This is a genomic window from Luteimonas saliphila (genome assembly GCF_016774335.1).
In the GTDB taxonomy this organism is placed as follows: Bacteria; Pseudomonadota; Gammaproteobacteria; order Xanthomonadales; family Xanthomonadaceae; genus Luteimonas; species Luteimonas saliphila.
In genome coordinates this window covers 1-18,049 of record NZ_JAETWA010000035.1, presented here as the reverse complement: position 1 = coordinate 18,049, position 18,049 = coordinate 1, and the positions used below count along the sequence as shown (strand labels likewise).

The following is an 18,049-nucleotide window of genomic DNA, read 5'->3' as shown; positions in this document are numbered from 1 at the left end:
TGACGAACATGCCGACGCAACTGGACTGCGGCGTCGACCGCCTGCTGGTCGACACCCCGCGCGACGGCATCGTACTGGTCACGCTGAACCGGCCCGAGGCGCGCAACGCGGTGTCGTTCGAGATGTGGCAGGGCTTCTCGGCCCTGCTCGACCAGCTCGAACGCGACACGCCCGCGCGCGCGTTGGTGCTGACCGGTGCCGGCCCGCTGTTCTCGACCGGTGGCGACATGAAGATCCCGCCCGCCCGCGGCGAGGGCGCTCTGTCGCCCGCCGCGCGCCTGGAATGGGGCCAGCGCACGATCGCGCGCCTGCGCCGCCTGCCGATTCCGGTGATCGCCGCCGTAGAGGGCGGCGCATGGGGCATCGGCTGGAGCCTGGCGCTGGCCTGCGACCTGGTCTTCGCCGCCGACGACGCCCGCTTCGGCGCTCCGTTCGTCCGCTTCGGCCTTGCTCCGGATGGCGGCTCCTGCTGGCTGCTGGCCCGTCAGCTCGGCCGCCACCGCGCCGCCGAACTGCTGCTGTCGGGCCGCGACATCGATGCCACCGAAGCGCTGTCGCTGGGCCTGGTCAGCAGGGTCTGCGCGGCCGGCAACGTACTCGACGCCGCGCTGGACTTCGCCGACCGCCTCGGCGACGGCAATCGCCACGCGGTCGAGTTGACGCGCCGCCTGCTGCACGCGGCCGACGACGGCGGCTCGCTCGAGGCCAGCCATGCACTGGAACTGGCCTACTGCAGCATCCTGCAGAAAGGCGACGAGCTCGAACGCGCGCGCGCAGCCTTCGCCGCACGCTCGGCGGCGAAGCGGAAGACCTGAGATCCATCCCGGAAAAACACCGATGCAATTCGACATGCGCGCGCTGCCGTTGCTGGCGCGCTACAAGATCATCAACTCGACCGTGACCCCGCGGCCGATCGCCTGGGTCACCACGCTGTCTCCCGACGGCGTCGGCAATACCGCGCCCTACAGCTTCTTCAACGCGGTCGGCGACGATCCGCCGATGCTGGTGCTGGGGCTGCTCAAGCACCCGGTGACCGGCCAGATGAAGGACACCGCGCGCAACATCATGGCCACCGGGGAATTCGTGGTGAATCTGGTGTCGGAATCCGATGCCGAGCGGATGAACCTTTGCAGCGTCGATGCTCCGGCCGAGGTGGACGAGGCGGCCAGGGCGGGGCTGGAGATGCTGCCCAGCAGCGCGGTCAAGCCGCCGCGGATCGCATCCAGTCCGGTCGGGTTCGAATGCCGCAAGCTGGCGGCGCTCGACATCGGCCCACGCCAGACCGTGGTGCTGGGCGAGATCCTGGTCGCGCATATCCCCGACGAGTTCGTCCTCGACCCGGAGAAGCTCTACCTCGACACCCCGGCGATGAAGCTGATCGGCCGCCTGCACGGCAGCGGCTGGTACACTCGCGCCAGCGGCGACATGTTCAAAATGGAGCGGCCGGTGGGATTTCCCGACGAAGCCTAGAGCGGTCGCCGCCGCCGTCCTGCCCTCGACGCCCGCGCGCCAGCAGCCGCCGCGCCCGCTCGGCGACCGGCGGATCGATCATGCGGCCATCGAGCGAGACCACCGCGGTGCCGTGCGCGCGACCATCCCAGGCATCGAGGATGCGCTGCGCCTGCGCAAGTGCGTCGGTATCCACGCCGAAGCCTTCGTTGGCGAGGCCGACCTGCAGCGGATGGATGCAGATCGCACCGTTGACGCCCCAGGCGGCCCCCGCCGCCACCGCCGCGGCATAGGCACCGGTATCGCGGAAGCTGGCGATCGACAACGGCACCGCCAGCGCCATCTGTCCGCGCACCGATGCGGCCAACGCGATCTGCCGGCTCGGCAACTCCAGCACCGCGGGCGTCGGCGCGACGCCCAGGCCGACGCAGAAATCCTCGGTACCCAGGGCCAATGCGATCACCCGTGGAGCCGCCGCCAGCGCCTGCAGCACCGTCAGCGCCGCGGCACTTTCGACCAGGGCCACGATGCCGGTCGTGCCGGCATCGACATCGTGCCCGGCTTCGAACTCGCCGAGCAGTTCGTCGATCACGCGCAGGCGTGCGCTGTCCTCGGCCTTGGGCACCATCACCGCATCTACGCCGGCCGCCACCGCCGCGTCGAGATCGGCGAACGCATCGCGCCAGCCGCCGTTGATCCGCACCACCACGCCTGCCCCGGCATCGCGCAGCGCCCTCGCGGCAGCCGGCAGCGCCCGTCGCGCCGCCGTTTTCGCCACGGGCGCCACCCCGTCTTCCAGGTCGAGGATCACCGCATCGGCGCCGACGCCGCAGGCCTTCGCGCAACGCTTCGCGTCGTCGGCGGGGACGAACAGCAGCGAACGCCAGGCGGGGATGGAGTGCGTCATCAGAACGACTTCGGCAGGCCGAGCACGTGGGTGGCCACGTGGCTCAGGATCAGGTTGGTCGAGATCGGCGCGACCTGGTACAGGCGGGTCTCGCGGAACTTGCGCTCGATATCGTACTCCTCGGCGAAGCCGAAGCCGCCGTGGGTCTGCACGCACATGTCGGCCGCATACCATGACGCTTCCGAGGCCAGCATCTTGGCCATGTTGGCCTCGGTGCCGAACGGCTTGTCGGCCTCGCACAGGCGCCAGGCATGCTCGACCATGCGCGCCGCCGCCGACAACTGGACATAGGCGCGTGCGATCGGAAACTGCACCGCCTGGTTCTGTCCGATCGGACGGCCGAACACCGAACGCTCCTTGGCGTATGCGCTGGCGCGGTCGATGAAGAAGCGGCCGTCGCCGATGCATTCGGCGGCGATCAGCACGCGCTCGGTGTTCATGCCGTCGATGATGTAGGAAAAGCCCTCGCCCTCCTCGCCGATCAGGTTTTCGGCCGGCACCTTGAGATCGTCGAAGAACAGCTCGGTGGTGGCGTGGTTGAGCATGGTGCGGATCGGGCGGATGGTCAGGCCGTTGCCGACCGCTTCGCGCATGTCCACCAGCAGCACGCTCAGTCCGTGGGTGCTCTTGGCCAGCTGGTCGCGGGGCGTCGTGCGCACCAGCAGCACCATCAGGTCCGAATGCTCGGCGCGGCTGATCCAGATCTTCTGCCCGCTGACCCGGTAGTGGTCACCGTCGCGGCGCGCGAACGTGCTGATGCGGGTGGTATCGGTCCCGCTGGTCGGCTCGGTGACGCCGAACGCCTGCAGGCGCAGTTCGCCCGATGCGATGCCCGGCAGGTAGCGCTGCTTCTGTTCCGGCGAACCATGCCGCAGCAGCGTACCCATCGTGTACATCTGCGCATGGCAGGCGCCGCCGTTGCAGCCGGAGCGGTGGATCTCCTCCAGGATCGCCGCGGTGGCGCCGAGGCCGAGACCGGAGCCGCCGTGTTCCTCGGGGATCAGCGCGCCGAGGAAACCGGTTTCGGTCAGCGTCTGCACGAACTCCTTCGGATACGCGCGTTCGCGGTCGAGCGCGCTCCAGTAGCTGCCGGGAAACTGCGCGCAGATGCGCCGGACCGATTCGCGGATGTCCGCGAAAATCTCCTGTTCTGACATCCTCTCCACCTCTGTTGGTGTGGATGGCGCCAGCAGCGGCCGACGCGATTCGCATGTGCGCGCTTTCCGTCGACGCGCTTTCCATCGAGCCTACTCAGGCCTTGCGGCGGCGCGGCTCGACGACCTGTGCCGCGGCGATCTCCGCCTCGCTGAGTCCGATCGTCGACAGCACGTCCTGGGTATGCGCGCCCAGCGTCGGGGCCGGCTCGACCACTTCGCTGTGCCGGCCGTCGATGATCGCGGGATAGCGCAGGTAGGTGAACGGCCCGGCGATCGGGTGCTCGCCGCCGACGAGGATGCCGCGGGCGCGGTTGTGCGGGTCTTCCGGCACCTGGTCGAGCGTATTGGCGACCGACATCGGAATGTTCTTCTCCAGTGCCAGCGCGGTCCATTCCTCCGCGGTGCGGGTGCGGAAGATGTCGGCCAGCACCGCGCGCATCTCCGGCTTGTCGACGCCGTAATCGACCGACAACTCGCTGTTGATCCTGTCGCGCAGGTCCCCGCGCCCGATCGCATCGCAGAAGTTGCGCCAGAACTTGGGCTCGATGGCACAGAACATCATGTTGCGGCCGTCCTTCGCCTCGTACAGCGCGTAGTAGACCGAGCCGTTGGGCCAGCCTTCGTTGGGCTGCCCGCGCGGCGCCATCCCGGTCAGGTCGGTGATACGGTCGTAGTTGAGGTTGGTCACCGCCGCCAGCCACGAGGTGGCGAGGTTGGCGTCGGAAGCGGCGACGTCGATGAAGGCGCCCTGCCCGGTCCGCTGCCGTCGCCACAGCGCGGCCAGGCCGGCCATCACCGCGAACGGTGCGCCCGGCCCGCCCTTGATGCCGCCGAACAGGTCGTGTTCGTTGCCGGAGCGCTCGACGAAGCCGTGCTCGTCCTTGCGCGCGTGCAGGCCGCCGGCCACCGCCACCATCGAATAGCCGTGGGCGCCGAGGCGCGCGTATGGCCCGGTCATGCCGAATCCGGTGTTGGCCATGTAGATGATGTCGGGCTTGATCGTCTTCTGCGCTTCGTAACCGATCCCCATCGCCTCGCAGGCGCCGCCGCGCAGACCGTCGGCGAAGATGTCCACGGTCTTGAGCAGTTCGAAGAACGCACGCTTGCCCGCCTCGGAGTTGACGTTGATCGTCACGCTCTTCTTGTTCTTGTTGACTTGCAGGTGCGCGGGACTGTGGCGCGGCACGATGGTGCCGAGGATGTCGCGGATGTAGTCGCCCTTGCCGGGCTCCTCGACCTTGATGACCTCGGCGCCGAGGTCGCTGAGCAGCATGCCCAGGTGGTCGCCGTTGACCAGGATGCCGAACTCCAGCACCCGCACGCCCTTGAGCAGATCGAACATGGTCCCGTTCCTCAGTCCTGCGCGCCGTCGAGCATCTCCGCCAGCCGCTTGAGCGCATCGATGTGCTCGCCGGCATCGGCGCCGGGCAGGCTGAAGTTGATGTGGTGCACGCCGAAGTCGCGACGCACGCGGATCTCGTCGAGCAGGGCGTCGCGGCCGAGGCCGCTCACGTCCATGGCCATCTCCATGACGATCTTCGACGGATCGCGGCCGGCCTCCACCGCCGCGCGTTCCATCGTCTCCACCGCCGCGCGGCCTTCCGGGCCCGGCTTGAAGATCGGCAGCCAGCCGTCGGCCAGGCGGCCGACGCGCTCGAGCACCACGTCCGGCGGGATCGGCGCGATCTTGCGGCCCAGCCCGAAGAACAGCGGGATCGGGCGCTGCAACGGTCGCGGCGACAAGCTGACGTCGACGAACTTGTGCCACTGCCCGTCGTAGCTGACGTCGCTCTCGGTCCACAGCCGGCGCAGCACGTCGATCTGCTCCTCGAAGCGCTTGCCGCGGTCGTGGAAGTTGGCCCCCATCGCGTCGAATTCCAGCGGGTTGTAGCCCACCGCCACGCCGAGGGTCAGCCGGCCGCCGGACAGGATGTCGACCTCGGCCGCCTGCTTGGCCACCAGTACGGTTTGCCGCTGCGGCAGGCCGAGCACGCCGGTGACGAAATGGATCTTCGTGGTGATCGCCGACAGATAGGCCATCAGCGTGAACACCTCGCGGATGATGCTCTTGTCGGTATACGGGGTCTGGGCGATGCCGCCATGGCGCTCGGCGACGATCCCGACCACATGGTCGAGCAGGCGCAGGCGCTCGAAGCCGAACTGCTCGGACAGCTTGACGAACTCGAACAGCGGTTCGAGTTCCGGCCCGAACGACGGAAAGCGATACAGATTGGTGCCGAACCCGATACCCGTGATCATCCTGCGTCCCTCCCGGCCAGAATTAGTTCACTTGGATAATGCACTTGACGAGAAGCTTTGACAATGAGATTTTGACCTGCATTGAAATTTTGTTCCGGCCACCGCTTCCGCCGTGGCCGGCATGCCGGGACCGCCACCCGCCGGGTGCGGGCGGTCCGCCGAGGGAGACGAGGAAGATGAGCGAAGCCTATATCGTGGCCGTGGCCCGCAGCGCCGGTGGACGCAAGGGCGGCAGGCTGGCCGGCCTGCATCCGGTGGACCTGGGTGGCGCAGTGCTGCGCGGCCTGGTCGAGCGCGCCGGTATCGACCCGGCCCTGGTCGAGGACGTGGTGATGGGCTGCGTCGGCCCGGCCGGCGAACAGGGCGCCAACGTCGCCCGCAACGCGGTGCTGGCCGGCGGCCTGCCCGAGAGCGTCCCCGGGACCACGGTCGACCGCCAGTGCGGGTCGTCGCAGCAGGCGCTGCATTTCGCCGCGGCCACGGTGATGTCCGGGGCGATGGACGTGGTGGTCGCCGCCGGCGTGGAGAGCATGACCCGCGTGCCGATGGGCCTGCCGTGGACGCTGGCCGCCAAGCACGGCTTCGGCAGCTATCGCAGTCCCGGTCTGGAAGCACGCTACCCGGATACCCCGTTCAGCCAGTTCCGCGGTGCCGAACTGATGGCCGACAAATACGGCTTCCAGCGCCCCGAACTGGACGCCTTCGCGCTCGAAAGCCACCGCCGTGCGATCGCCGCGACCGAAGCCGGCCATTTCGGCGCCGAGATCGTCCCGCTGCAGATCGCGCTGGAGGACGGCGGCATGGTCGGGCACGCCGTCGACGAAGGCATCCGCTTCGAGGCCAGCCTGGAAGCGATCTCCCAGGTCAAGCTGCTGCAGGAGGGCGGCCGCACCACCGCCGCCAACGCCAGCCAGATCTGCGACGGCGCCGCTGCGCTGTTGATCGCCAACGAGCGCGGTCTGAAAGCCCTGGGCGTGGAACCGCTGGCACGCGTGCACCAGATGACCGTGCTCGGCCACGACCCGGTGATCATGCTCGAAGCACCGATCCCGGCCACCGAAAAAGCGCTTGTGCGCGCCGGCCTGTCGATCGCCGACATCGACCTGTACGAGATCAACGAGGCTTTCGCCCCGGTGCCGCTGGCCTGGCTGAAGGCGCTGGGCGCCGACCCGGCACGGCTCAACGTGCACGGCGGCGCGATCGCGCTCGGCCATCCGCTCGGCGCCAGCGGCGCCCGGCTGATGACCACCCTGGTGCGCGCGCTGCACACCCACGGCAAGCGCTACGGCCTGCAGGCGATGTGTGAGGCCGGCGGCATGGCCAACGTGACGATCGTCGAGCGGCTTTGAACGGGCGCACGATGACCATGCGCCGCTCTACGGCAACGCCCTTTCCACGGATGCGTCCCCAAGATCATGGCTGAAGCAACACCCTCCTCCCCCGGCCCATCCGCCGCGCCCCGGGCGCTGGACGGCATCAAGGTGCTCGATGTCTCGCGGGTGCTCGCCGGCCCCTGGTGTACCCAGATCCTGGCCGATTTCGGCGCCGACGTGATCAAGATCGAGAGCATCGGCAAGGGCGACGACACCCGCCGATGGGGCCCGCCCGACCTGCCATCGGAACCGGGCTGGGAGCATTCGCGCGAGAGCGCGTACTACCTCTCGTGCAACCGCAACAAGCGTTCGGTGGCGATCGACCTGGCCATGCCCCAGGGTGCCGCGCTGGTGCGCCGGCTCGCCGCCCGGGCCGACGTACTGGTCGAGAACTTCAAGGTCGGCGGGCTGAAGAAGTTCGGCCTCGACTACGACGGCCTGCACGCGGTCAATCCGCGCCTGGTCTACTGCTCGGTCACCGGTTTCGGCCAGACCGGCCCCTATGCCGATCGCCCCGGCTACGACTTCGTCGCCCAGGCGATGGGCGGGATGATGAGCATCACCGGCGAAAAGGACGGCCCGCCGATCAAGCCCGGCGTGGCGATGGCCGACCTGTCCACCGGCATGTACGCGGCGGTCAGCGTGCTGATCGCGCTACGTCACGCCGAACGCACCGGCGAAGGCCAGCACATCGACTGCTCGCTGCTCGACACCCAGATCGCCACCCTCGCCAACCAGGGCCTGAGCTACCTGGTCGGCGGCGTATCGCCGGGCCGGCTCGGCAATGCGCATCCGACCGTCGTCCCATACCGCGTATTCGACGCCGCCGACGGCTCCATCGTGGTCGCGGTCGGCAACGACAGCCAGTTCCACACCCTGTGCGTCGCGCTCGGGACACCGGAACTGGCCGCCGATCCGCGCTATGTCGGCAACCACCAGCGCGTGATCCATCGCGACACCCTCGAAGCCACGTTGCAGGCGGCGATCGGCAGGCGGACCGTCGACGCGCTGATCGCCACCCTGTGCGCGCGCGGCGTGCCCTGCGGTCCGGTCAACACCATCGGCCAGATCTTCGCCGACCCGTTCGTCGAAGCGCGCGGCGTGGTCCATCGCTTCCAGCGCGCCGACGGGGTGGAAATCCCGTCGGTCGCCTTCCCCGGCAAGTTCTCGCACACGCCGGCCAGCTTCGACCGCCCGCCGCCGCATGTCGGTGAGCACACCGGCGAGGTGCTCGGCCAGTGGCTGGGACTGGACGACGATGAACGCGAGCGGCTCCGGCAGGGCGGCGCGATCGCGGGCTGAGCATCGGGCGGCCGCCCGATGCGCGTGGCGGCACCGACGACCAAGCACGCACCGACAGAACAAGAGCAAGGGAGACAGGCACCATGAAACTCGGCAACGACATCGCCGCCATCGTCACCGGCGGCGCCTCCGGGCTCGGCGAAGCCACCGCGCGCGCACTCGCCGCACAAGGCGTCAAGGTCGCGGTGTTCGACATGAACGCCGATACCGGCGAAGCGGTCGCCGCCGCGATCGGCGGCGTGTTCTGCCAGGCCAACGTCACCGACGAGGCCGGCATCGACGCCGCCTTCGCCAAGGCCCGCGCCGCGCACGGACAGGAACGCATCCTGGTCAACTGCGCCGGCACCGGCAACGTGGTCAAGACCGCCAGCCGCGACAAGACCACCGGCGAAACCAGGCACTTCCCGATCGACGCCTTCGACCGCATCGTGCAGATCAACCTGGTCGGCACCTTCCGCTGCATCGCCAAGTCGGCGCAGGGCATGCTCGGTCTCCCACCGCTCGAGGACGGCGAGCGCGGGGTGATCGTCAACACCTCCAGCATCGCCGCGCACGACGGCCAGGTCGGCCAGGCCGCCTACGCCGCGTCCAAGGGCGGGCTGACCTCGCTCACCCTGACCGTCGCCCGCGACCTGATGAACGACGGCATCCGCGTCAACGGCATCCTGCCGGGCATCTTCGATACTCCCCTGATGAGCCGCGCCAGCGAAGCGGTCAAGCAGTCGCTGGCCGCCAACGTGCCGTTCCCCAGGCGCTTCGGCCGGCCCGGCGAATTCGCCGCGCTGGCGCTGTCGATCATCGCCAACACCTACCTCAACGGCGAGAACATCCGCCTCGATGGCGCGATCCGGATGGCGCCGCGCTGATGCGCGTCCGCCAGGTTTCACGCCAGGGATAAAATGCACTAACGTGCAATAATTGAATCGCAAGGTGTGAATCGCGTCATTCAATCGCCATCGCCACGGATCCGGATGCGCAGGGTGCGCATCCGCGGGAGGGAAACAGCATGCCCACCAGCGCAGACCAGGACGCCGGCAACGCGCAGTACGTCGAATACGAAACCCGCGGCAGCACCGCCTGGATCTGGCTGGCACGCCCGCAATACGGCAACGCGCAGAACTACCGCCTGCTCAACCAGCTCGACGCCTGCTTCCGGCGCGCGGTCGAAGACGACGCGGTCAAGGTCATCGTGCTCGGCGCGCGCGGCAAGCATTTCTCCGCCGGCCACGACATCGGGACCCCGGAGAAGGATCGCCACCTGCCGCGCGAGCGCGTGCTGCTTTGGCCCGACCACCTGAGCCGCGACGGCGCCGAGGCGCAGTACGTGCTGGAACAGGACGCCTACCTCGGCCTGTGCCGGCGCTGGCAGGACATTCCCAAGCCGGCCATCGCGATGGTCCAGGGCGCCTGCATTGCCGGCGGGCTGATGCTGGCCAACGTCTGCGACATCATCGTGGCCTCCGACGACGCCTTCTTCCAGGATCCGGTGGTGCGGATGGGCGTGCCGGGGGTCGAGTATTGCGCGCACATGATCGACCTGCCGCCGAAGATCGCCCGCGAGTTCATGTACCTGGGCCTGCGCATGGGCGCTGAACGCGCTGCCGGCTTCGGCATGGTCAACCGGGTGGTGCCGCGCGACCGGCTGGAAGCCGAGGTCGCCGCGATCGCCGAGCAGGTTGCCCAGCAACCGCCGTTCGGGCTGACCCTGACCAAGCAGGCGATGAACTTCATCGAGGACCAGCGCGGCAAGCGCGCCTCGATGGACGCGATCTTCCACATGCATCACCTCGCCCACGCCCACAACCAGGTCGTCAGCGGCAATCTCGTGGCCGGCCTCGATGCCAAGGCGATGGCCAGAGCCAACAAGGCCGACACCGGGAAGGCCGGCATCGACGAGGCGGACGCCGGCGACGGGACTCCGCAGGCATGAGCGCAGCTCTCGTCCTCGCCGATCTGCCAGCGCTGCTGCACCAGGCCGCCGCCGCGACGCGCGGTTTCGTCGACGGCGCACGCGCCACGGTCGCGGCGCAGGTCGGCCGCGACGGCCGCATCGATCGCGACCTGGCCGACCGCCAGCAGCACATCGTCCACGGGCTGGGCTGGTACGCCGCCTATGCCGAGCTGCTGACCCAGCTGGCCGAGTGGGCGCAGCGCCTGGACGACGATGGCGCACTCTCCGAGACCGACGCGCTACTGGGCCAGTTGCTGGCCGGCGAGTACGCCGCACAACTGGCTGGCGGCATCGCCATGAGCCAGGGCGAGACCATCCGTCCTCAGGAGTTCGGCGACGCCGGCCTGCTTGCCATCCTGCAGGCACCGGCGCTGCTAACGCTGGCGCGCGACGGCACGACCCAGCCGGTCAAGAACCGCATCGCCGAGCTGCTGGCAGCGGCACGCGGACGCGCCACGCTCGAGAACACCGGGCTGGACGAGGTCTTCGAATCCATCCGCGACCAGTTCCACGCCTTCGGCGAGAAGAAGATCGTGCCGTTCGCGCACGATTGGCACCTGAAGGACGAACTGATCCCGATCGAGCTGGTACGGGAACTCGGCGAGATGGGCGTGTTCGGCCTGACCATTCCAGAGCAGTACGGCGGCCACGGCATGGGCAAGACCGCGATGTGCGTGGTCTCGGAGGAACTGTCGCGGGCATGGATCGGCGTGGGTTCGCTGGCCACGCGCTCGGAGATCGCCGGCGAGCTGATCCTCAGCGGCGGCAGCGAGGAGCAGAAGCGGCAGTGGCTGCCGCCGATCGCCAGCGCGCAGATCCTGCCGACCGCGGTGTTCACCGAACCCAACACCGGCTCCGACCTCGGCGCGCTGCGCACGCGTGCGAGCGCCGACGGCGACGATTACCTGGTCACCGGCGCCAAGACCTGGATCACCCACGCCGCCCGCGCCGACCTGATGACCCTGCTGGTGCGCACCGATGCCGACAGCGACGACTACCGCGGCCTGTCGATGCTGCTGGCGCCCAAGCCACGCGGCACCGAGGACGATCCGTTCCCGGCCCCGGGCATGGGCGGCGGCGAGATCCGGGTGATCGGCTATCGCGGCATGAAGGAGTACGAGATCGGCTTCGACGGTTTCCGCGTGCCGCGCTCGCACCTGCTCGGCGGCCGCGAGGGTCAGGGCTTCAAGCAGTTGATGGCAACCTTCGAGAGCGCGCGCATCCAGACCGCCGCGCGCGCGATCGGCGTCGCCCAGGCCTCGCTGGAGACCGGGCTTGCCTACGCATTGGACCGCAGACAGTTCGGCCGGCCGATCTTCGCGTTCCCGCGGGTCGCCAACAAGCTGGTGATGATGGCGGCGGAGCTGCTCGGCGTGCGCCAGCTGACCTACCATGCCGCGCGTCAGAAGGACGCCGGCAAGCGCTGCGACCTGGAGGCGGGCATGGCCAAGCTGCTGGCCGCGCGCGTGGCCTGGGCGGCGGCCGACAACGCGCTGCAGATCCATGGCGGCAACGGTTTTGCCGAGGAATACGTCGTCAGCCGCCTGCTCGCCGATGCGCGCATCCTCAACATCTTCGAGGGCGCGGGCGAGATCCAGGCGCAGGTGATCGCGCGCCGCCTGCTCGATGGCAACGGGCGGGAGGGCTGATATGGCACAAGGTCCACTGACGGGCGTCAGGATCGTCGAATTCGCCGGCATCGGCCCGGGGCCGTTCTGCGGCATGCTGCTGTCGGACCTGGGCGCCGACATCGTGCGCATCGACCGTCCCGGCGCCGCTGGCGGGCAGCCGACCGATGTCACCGCGCGCGGCCGGCGTTCGGTGGCGCTGGATCTCAAGCGTGCCGAATCGATCGAGGTCTGCCTGCGCCTGCTCGAACGCGCCGACGCGCTGATCGAGGGCTTCCGCCCCGGCGTGATGGAGCGGCTGGGCCTTGGCCCCGACGAGGTCCATGCACGCAACCCGAAGCTGGTCTACGGCCGCATGACCGGCTGGGGCCAGACCGGCCCGCTGGCGCACGCGGCCGGGCACGACATCAACTACATCGCCATCTCCGGAGCGCTGCATGCGATAGGTCCGGCCGAAGCGCCGACGCCGCCGCTGAACGTGGTCGGCGACTTCGGCGGCGGCTCGCTGTACCTGGCGATGGGCCTGCTGGCCGGCATCGTGCATGTGCGCGGCGGCGGCCAGGGCCAGGTGGTCGACTGCGCGGTCAGCGACGGCGCGGCCTCGCTGATGTCGATGTTCTACGGCCTGCGCAAGACCGGTCGCTGGAAGGACCAACGCCAGGTCAACGCACTCGACGGCGGCGCGCATTTCTACAACGGCTACCGCTGCGCCGACGGCCTGTTCATCGCGCTCGGCCCGATCGAACCGCAGTTCTATGCGCTGCTGCTGGACAAGGCCGGCATCGACGACCCGCTGTTCGCACAGCAGATGCAGCGCGAGCACTGGCCGGAACTGCGCGATCGCCTGGCCCGCGTCATCGAGCAGCGATCGCAGGCCGAGTGGTGCGCGCTGCTGGAAGGCAGCGATGCCTGTTTCGCACCGGTACTGGGACTGGCCGACGCCCCCCGGCATCCGCACAACCGGGCCCGCGACACCTTCGTCGAGGTCGCCGGCGTCGTCCAGCCCGCCCCCGCACCGCGTTTCTCGGCGACGCCGGGACGCATCCAGTCGCCGCCGCCGGCGATCGGCGCGCACAACCGCGAAGCGCTCGCGGATTGGGGCTTTTCCGCCGCCGAACTCGATGCGCTGCAGCGCGGCGGCCTCGTCTGATGGCCCGGCCCGTCGACCGCAGATCCACTGCATCCATTCCATCGATCACATCCGCAGTCTTCCCGGGAGGACGACATGCAAGACCATGATCCCAAGCATCGCCGACAGGCCGTCGCCACCCTGCTGGCAGTGCCGGTCGCGTTCGCGGCCGGCGCACTGGCCGCCCCCGCACAGGCGCGCACGCCAGCGCCGGCTACGCTGGAGGCGCGCCTGGCCGGCCTGGAAGCGCGCGAACAGATCACCGAAATCCTGTACCGCTATGCCCGCGGCTGGGACCGGCTGGACGAGGAAGCGCTGCGCTCGTGCTTCTTCGACGACGCCGCGCACCAGCACGGCGGTTTCAAGGGTCTGTCGCAGGAGTTCATCACCGTCGCATTGCCGATGGTCGCCAAGGTCAGGAGTACGACCCACGCGATCTCCAACGTGATGATCGAGTTGGCCGGCGACGTCGCGATCAGCGAGTGCTACTTCTCCGCCCACCACCGCCGCGCCACCGCCGACGGCAGCGACGAGGAGGACTACTTCCTCGACGGCCGCTACATCGACCGCTTCGAGAAGCGCGACGGCGTCTGGAAGATCGCCTCGCGCCGCGGACTCAACAGCATGGAACGGGTCGAGCCGCGCGCGGACCGTACCTTCGCCAGCGCCAGGCCCGACAGCTTCGGCCAGCGCAAGCCCGACGATCCGCTCTATACGGCGCTCGAATCGCTGCGCGGCACGAAATGACCCTGTCGCGATGACGTCCCCGGATGACACGCGCCGGGACGACATGACCCCGGCATGAGATTGCCGGCATCCCGCCGGTCGCATCGTCTCTTTCTCCCCACTTTTTTCCTGCCATGCACCAGCCATGCATCCGCCGTGCCGACGGAGCCAAGCCAATGACCCCGGAACACCCGCTGTCGGAGCACCTGCTGTCGACCCACGGCCCACGCGAATCGATGGAGTACGACGTGGTCGTCGTCGGTGCCGGCCCGGGCGGACTGGCGACGGCGATCCGGCTCAAGCAGCTGGCGGCAGAACAGGGACGGGAGGTGTCGGTGTGCGTGCTGGAAAAAGGCTCCGAGCCGGGCGCGCACATCCTGTCGGGTGCGATCATGGACCCGAAGGCGCTGTCGGAACTGTTCCCCGACTGGAAAGAGCGCGGCGCGCCCTTGCACCAGCCGGTGACCGGCGACCAGATCCTGTTCCTGACCCGCACCGGCGCCATCGCCACGCCGCAGGCCTTCATTCCCGACAGCCTGAACAACCACGGCAACTACATCATCAGCCTGGGCAGCGTGGTGCGCTGGCTCGGCACACAGGCCGAGGCGCTGGGCGTGGAGATCTTCCCCGGTTTCGCCGCCGCCGAGGTGCTGTACGACGACGGTGGCGCCGTGCGTGGCGTGGCCACCGGCAACATGGGCATCGGCAAGGACGGCGAGCCCACCGACCAGTTCCAGCTCGGCATGGAACTGCATGCGAAGTACACGATCTTCGCCGAGGGCTCGCGCGGGCATCTGGGCCGCGAACTGATCGCGAAGTACCGCCTCGATGAAGGCCGCGACCCGCAGTCCTACGGCATCGGCATCAAGGAACTGTGGCAGGTGGCACCCGAGAAGGCGCAGCCCGGCCTGGTGGTGCATACCGCCGGCTGGCCGATGCGCAGCGACACCTACGGCGGCTCGTTCCTGTACCACCTGGAGGACGGCAGGGTCGCGGTCGGCTTCGTGGTCGGGCTGGACTACAGGAACCCGTGGCTGAGCCCGTTCGAGGAGTTCCAGCGCTTCAAGACCCATCCATCGATCCGGGTCCATCTCGAGGGCGGCAAGCGGATCGGCTATGGCGCCCGCGCGATCACCGCCGGCGGCATCGGTGCCCTGCCCAGGCTGGTGTTTCCCGGAGGCGCGCTGGTCGGCTGCGAGGCCGGCACCCTCAATGCCAGCCGAATCAAGGGCAGCCATGCCGCGATCAAGACCGGCATGCTGGCCGCCGAGGCCGCCTTCACGGCACTGGGCGAAGGGCGTGCGCGCGACGAGCTGTCGGCCTATCCCGAGGCGTTCGCACGCAGCTGGCTGCATGACGAGCTGCAGGCCTCGAAGAACTTCAAGGCCTGGTTCAAGAAGGGGCTGTGGGTGGCCACGCTGATGAACGGCATCGAGCAGTGGCTGTTGCCCAGGCTCGGCATCCGCACGCCGCCATGGACGCTGCGCCGCAAGACCTCCGACCATGCCGCGCTGGAACCGGCGGCCAGGCACGAGAAGATCGTCTACCCCAGGCCGGACGGCGTGCTGACGTTCGACCGGCTGAGCTCGGTCTACCTGAGCAGCACCAACCACGACGAGGACCAGCCCGGCCACCTGACGCTGAAGAATCCCGGGATCCCGGTGGCGGTGAACCTGGCCGAGTACGCCGGCCCGGAAGCGCGCTACTGCCCGGCGGGAGTCTACGAGTACGTGGGCGAAGCCGAAGGCCACCCGAGGCTGCAGATCAACGCCCAGAACTGCGTGCACTGCAAGACCTGCGACATCAAGGATCCAACCCAGAACATCGTCTGGGTGACGCCGCAGGGCGGTGGCGGGCCCAACTACGCCGGCATGTAATCCCCTTTCCTCCACGACCGGACTCCACCCATGAGCCTGCGCGACATCTTCATCCTCGGTACCGCGCGTACCGCGATCGGCCGCTTCGGCGGCACCCTCAAGGACATCCCGCCCGCGCAGCTGGGTGCCACCGCGATCCGTGCCGCGCTGCAGCGCGCCGGCGTCGCGCCGGAGCAGGTCGGCCATGTAGTGATGGGACACGTGATTCCCGGCGAACCGCGCGACGCCTACCTGAGCCGGATCGCCGCGGTCGAGGCCGGCATCCCGCACGAAACGCCGGCGCTCAACGTCAACCGGTTGTGCGGCTCGGGCCTGCAGGCGATCGTCTCGGCGGCGCAGACCGTCGCGCTCGGCGATGCCGGGATCGCGGTCGCCGGCGGTGCCGAGTCGATGAGCCGCGGCGCCTACTTCAGCACCGCCTCGCGCTGGGGCGCGCGGCTGGGCGACAGCACGCTGGTCGATGCCACCAACGGTGTGCTGCACGATCCGTTCGGACGCATCCACATGGGCATCACCGCCGAGAACGTCGCCACGCGCCACGGCGTTTCCCGCGAGGAGCAGGACGCGCTGGCGCTGGAAAGCAACCGGCGCGCCGCCGGTGCCATCGAGGCCGGACATTTCCGCGATCAGATCGTTCCGGTCGAGATCCGCTCGCGCAAGGGCAGCGTGTCGTTCGACACCGACGAACACGTCCGCGGCGATGCCAGCCTCGAGCAGCTGGCGGCGATGAAGCCGGTGTTCAAACCCGACGGAACCGTCACCGCGGGCAACGCCTCCGGCCTCAACGACGGCGCGGCCGCGGTGGTGCTGGGCAGCGCCGACGCCGCGCGCACGCACGGCCTGACGCCGCTGGCGCGGCTGGTCGCCTACGCGCACACCGGCGTGGATCCGGCCTACATGGGCATCGGCCCGGTCAGCGCGACCCGGCTGGCGCTTGCGCGGGCCGGCCTGCAGGTGGCCGACCTGGACGTGATCGAGGCCAACGAGGCCTTCGCCGCGCAGGCCTGCGCGGTGGCCAGGGAGCTGGATTTCGACCCGGCGAAGGTCAATCCGAACGGTTCGGGCATTTCGCTCGGCCATCCGATCGGCGCCACTGGCGCGATCATCACCGTCAAGGCCATCGCCGAGCTGCATCGTATCCAGGGCCGCTACGCACTGGTGACGATGTGCATCGGCGGCGGACAAGGTATCGCGGCGATCTTCGAGCGCGCCTGAGAAGGGGATCACGACATGTCCGTTGCGGTGTTGGCATTGAAGGAAAGCGCGCCAGGCGAACGACGCGTGGCATTGACGCCGGAAACGGCGAGAAAGCTGGTGGCGGCCGGCGTCACGGTCCGCGTCCAGCGCGGGCTGGGCGAGTTCGCCCGCTTCCCAGACCAGGCCTATGCCGACGCTGGTGCCCACCTCGTCGACGGCGACGTGCGCGAGGAGGCCGACGTGGTGCTGTGCGTGCAGCCGCCGGCAGCCGAGGCGATCGCGCGGATGAAGCAGGGGGCGGTGCTGGTCGGCGCGCTGCAGCCGCAGGCCGACGAGGCGCGCGCGGAGGCGATCCGTTCGCGCGGGATCGTCGCGTTCCCGCTCGAGCGCCTGCCACGGACCACCCGCGCCCAGGCGATGGACATCCTCAGCTCGCAGGCCGGCATCGCCGGCTACAAGGCGGTGCTGATCGCGGCGCAGCTCGCGCCGCGCTACTTCCCGATGCTGACCACCGCCGCCGGCACGATCCGGCCGTCGAAGGTCCTCATCGTCGGCGCCGGCGTCGCCGGCCTGCAGGCGGTGGCCACGGCGCGCCGCCTGGGCGCGCAGGTGGAGTGCTTCGACGTGCGCCCGGAAACGCGCGAGCAGATCGAATCGCTGGGCGGCAAGTTCCTCGACCTGGGCGTGAGCGCCGCGGGCGAGGGCGGCTACGCGCGCCAGCTCACCGACGAGGAACGCGCGCTGCAGCAGCAGAAGCTCGCCGAGCATCTCAAGGGGATCGACGTCGTCGTCTGCACCGCCGCGGTTCCGGGCCGGCCGGCGCCGAAGATCGTCAGTGCGGCGATGGTGGCGGGCATGAAGCCCGGCAGCGTGATCGTCGATCTGGCCGCCGAGACCGGCGGCAACTGCGAGCTCACCCGGCGCGGCCAGACGTTCGAGACCGACAACGGCGTGGTCGTCGCCGGCCCGCTCGACCTCGCCAGCCAGGGTGCGCTGCACGCCAGCGAGATGTTCGCGCGCAACGTCTACAACTTCGTCTCGTTGCTGCTCAGGGACGGCGCACTCGCGTTCGACTGGGACGACGAACTGCTGGC

The 18,049-nt window shown here is 69.3% G+C and carries 16 protein-coding genes; 12 read left to right on the top strand and 4 right to left on the bottom strand.

The window, feature by feature from the left end:
• Nucleotides 1-8: 8 nt before the first annotated feature.
• Together JMO03_RS08770 and JMO03_RS08765 are read left to right on the top strand one after the other, a co-directional pair.
• The gene (locus tag JMO03_RS08770; RefSeq protein ID WP_202842542.1) at nt 9-815 is read left to right on the top strand and encodes an enoyl-CoA hydratase/isomerase family protein; all 807 of its coding nucleotides are present in this window, start codon (nt 9-11) and stop codon (nt 813-815) included.
• Nucleotides 816-837: 22 nt separating this feature from the next.
• Nucleotides 838-1,470, top strand: a complete 633-nt coding sequence (locus JMO03_RS08765; RefSeq protein WP_202842540.1) for a flavin reductase family protein — start codon at nt 838-840, stop codon at nt 1,468-1,470.
• On the opposite strand, the gene JMO03_RS08760 is transcribed toward JMO03_RS08765, so the two are convergent.
• From JMO03_RS08760 to JMO03_RS08745, 4 genes are all read right to left on the bottom strand, one after another.
• Nucleotides 1,430-2,356 (bottom strand): HpcH/HpaI aldolase/citrate lyase family protein, encoded by a 927-nt coding sequence (locus JMO03_RS08760; protein ID WP_202842538.1) that lies wholly within the window; start codon nt 2,354-2,356, stop codon nt 1,430-1,432. The two genes, JMO03_RS08765 and JMO03_RS08760, sit on opposite strands and share 41 nt — an antisense overlap.
• Nucleotides 2,356-3,513, bottom strand: a complete 1,158-nt coding sequence (locus JMO03_RS08755) for an acyl-CoA dehydrogenase family protein (RefSeq protein WP_202842536.1) — start codon at nt 3,511-3,513, stop codon at nt 2,356-2,358. Before JMO03_RS08755 ends, JMO03_RS08760 begins: the two co-directional genes overlap by 1 nt.
• Before the next feature lie 94 nt (nt 3,514-3,607).
• Entirely contained in the window at nt 3,608-4,855 is a 1,248-nt protein-coding gene (locus JMO03_RS08750; RefSeq protein WP_202842534.1) for a CaiB/BaiF CoA transferase family protein, read from the bottom strand.
• A gap of 11 nt (nt 4,856-4,866) precedes the next feature.
• Nucleotides 4,867-5,772, bottom strand: a complete 906-nt coding sequence (locus tag JMO03_RS08745) for an LLM class F420-dependent oxidoreductase (RefSeq protein WP_202842532.1) — start codon at nt 5,770-5,772, stop codon at nt 4,867-4,869.
• Between the two features lie 176 nt (nt 5,773-5,948).
• On the opposite strand from JMO03_RS08745, the gene JMO03_RS08740 reads away from it, so the two are divergent.
• The 10 genes from JMO03_RS08740 to JMO03_RS08695 form a co-directional block, all read left to right on the top strand.
• Nucleotides 5,949-7,121 (top strand): acetyl-CoA C-acetyltransferase, encoded by a 1,173-nt coding sequence (locus JMO03_RS08740; protein ID WP_202842530.1) that lies wholly within the window; start codon nt 5,949-5,951, stop codon nt 7,119-7,121.
• A 66-nt stretch (nt 7,122-7,187) separates the two neighbouring features.
• Nucleotides 7,188-8,447: a CaiB/BaiF CoA transferase family protein gene (locus tag JMO03_RS08735; protein WP_202842528.1), complete on the top strand. Its 1,260-nt coding sequence runs from the start codon at nt 7,188-7,190 to the stop codon at nt 8,445-8,447.
• An 83-nt stretch (nt 8,448-8,530) separates the two neighbouring features.
• A complete protein-coding gene (locus tag JMO03_RS08730; RefSeq protein ID WP_202842526.1) occupies nt 8,531-9,313 on the top strand; it encodes an SDR family NAD(P)-dependent oxidoreductase in 783 nt (260 codons plus the stop codon).
• A 140-nt stretch (nt 9,314-9,453) separates the two neighbouring features.
• Nucleotides 9,454-10,377, top strand: a complete 924-nt coding sequence (locus tag JMO03_RS08725; protein ID WP_202842524.1) for an enoyl-CoA hydratase — start codon at nt 9,454-9,456, stop codon at nt 10,375-10,377.
• Nucleotides 10,374-12,047, top strand: a complete 1,674-nt coding sequence (locus tag JMO03_RS08720) for an acyl-CoA dehydrogenase family protein (protein WP_202842522.1) — start codon at nt 10,374-10,376, stop codon at nt 12,045-12,047. Before JMO03_RS08725 ends, JMO03_RS08720 begins: the two co-directional genes overlap by 4 nt.
• Nucleotide 12,048: 1 nt before the next feature.
• A complete protein-coding gene (locus JMO03_RS08715) occupies nt 12,049-13,176 on the top strand; it encodes a CaiB/BaiF CoA transferase family protein (protein ID WP_202842520.1) in 1,128 nt (375 codons plus the stop codon).
• Nucleotides 13,177-13,251: 75 nt separating this feature from the next.
• The gene (locus JMO03_RS08710; protein WP_202842518.1) at nt 13,252-13,902 is read left to right on the top strand and encodes a nuclear transport factor 2 family protein; all 651 of its coding nucleotides are present in this window, start codon (nt 13,252-13,254) and stop codon (nt 13,900-13,902) included.
• A 155-nt stretch (nt 13,903-14,057) separates the two neighbouring features.
• Nucleotides 14,058-15,758, top strand: coding sequence for an electron transfer flavoprotein-ubiquinone oxidoreductase (locus JMO03_RS08705; protein WP_202842516.1), 1,701 nt, complete (start codon nt 14,058-14,060; stop codon nt 15,756-15,758).
• 30 nt (nt 15,759-15,788) lie between these two features.
• The gene (locus tag JMO03_RS08700; RefSeq protein WP_238346018.1) at nt 15,789-16,973 is read left to right on the top strand and encodes an acetyl-CoA C-acyltransferase family protein; all 1,185 of its coding nucleotides are present in this window, start codon (nt 15,789-15,791) and stop codon (nt 16,971-16,973) included.
• Nucleotides 16,974-16,988: 15 nt separating this feature from the next.
• Nucleotides 16,989-18,049, top strand: a 1,061-nt coding sequence (locus JMO03_RS08695; protein WP_202842514.1) for an NAD(P) transhydrogenase subunit alpha, incomplete at its 3' end; no start/stop codon positions are given.

What these genes read in the sequence shown, in the direction of transcription:
- JMO03_RS08770 (WP_202842542.1), top strand. Translation starts at nt 9, where the DNA reads ATGCCGACGCAACTGGACTGCGGCGTCGACCGCCTGCTGGTCGACACC.
- JMO03_RS08765 (WP_202842540.1), top strand. Translation starts at nt 838, where the DNA reads ATGCAATTCGACATGCGCGCGCTGCCGTTGCTGGCGCGCTACAAGATC.
- JMO03_RS08760 (WP_202842538.1), bottom strand. Translation starts at nt 2,356, where the DNA reads ATGACGCACTCCATCCCCGCCTGGCGTTCGCTGCTGTTCGTCCCCGCC.
- JMO03_RS08755 (WP_202842536.1), bottom strand. Translation starts at nt 3,513, where the DNA reads ATGTCAGAACAGGAGATTTTCGCGGACATCCGCGAATCGGTCCGGCGC.
- JMO03_RS08750 (WP_202842534.1), bottom strand. Translation starts at nt 4,855, where the DNA reads ATGTTCGATCTGCTCAAGGGCGTGCGGGTGCTGGAGTTCGGCATCCTG.
- JMO03_RS08745 (WP_202842532.1), bottom strand. Translation starts at nt 5,772, where the DNA reads ATGATCACGGGTATCGGGTTCGGCACCAATCTGTATCGCTTTCCGTCG.
- JMO03_RS08740 (WP_202842530.1), top strand. Translation starts at nt 5,949, where the DNA reads ATGAGCGAAGCCTATATCGTGGCCGTGGCCCGCAGCGCCGGTGGACGC.
- JMO03_RS08735 (WP_202842528.1), top strand. Translation starts at nt 7,188, where the DNA reads ATGGCTGAAGCAACACCCTCCTCCCCCGGCCCATCCGCCGCGCCCCGG.
- JMO03_RS08730 (WP_202842526.1), top strand. Translation starts at nt 8,531, where the DNA reads ATGAAACTCGGCAACGACATCGCCGCCATCGTCACCGGCGGCGCCTCC.
- JMO03_RS08725 (WP_202842524.1), top strand. Translation starts at nt 9,454, where the DNA reads ATGCCCACCAGCGCAGACCAGGACGCCGGCAACGCGCAGTACGTCGAA.
- JMO03_RS08720 (WP_202842522.1), top strand. Translation starts at nt 10,374, where the DNA reads ATGAGCGCAGCTCTCGTCCTCGCCGATCTGCCAGCGCTGCTGCACCAG.
- JMO03_RS08715 (WP_202842520.1), top strand. Translation starts at nt 12,049, where the DNA reads ATGGCACAAGGTCCACTGACGGGCGTCAGGATCGTCGAATTCGCCGGC.
- JMO03_RS08710 (WP_202842518.1), top strand. Translation starts at nt 13,252, where the DNA reads ATGCAAGACCATGATCCCAAGCATCGCCGACAGGCCGTCGCCACCCTG.
- JMO03_RS08705 (WP_202842516.1), top strand. Translation starts at nt 14,058, where the DNA reads ATGACCCCGGAACACCCGCTGTCGGAGCACCTGCTGTCGACCCACGGC.
- JMO03_RS08700 (WP_238346018.1), top strand. Translation starts at nt 15,789, where the DNA reads ATGAGCCTGCGCGACATCTTCATCCTCGGTACCGCGCGTACCGCGATC.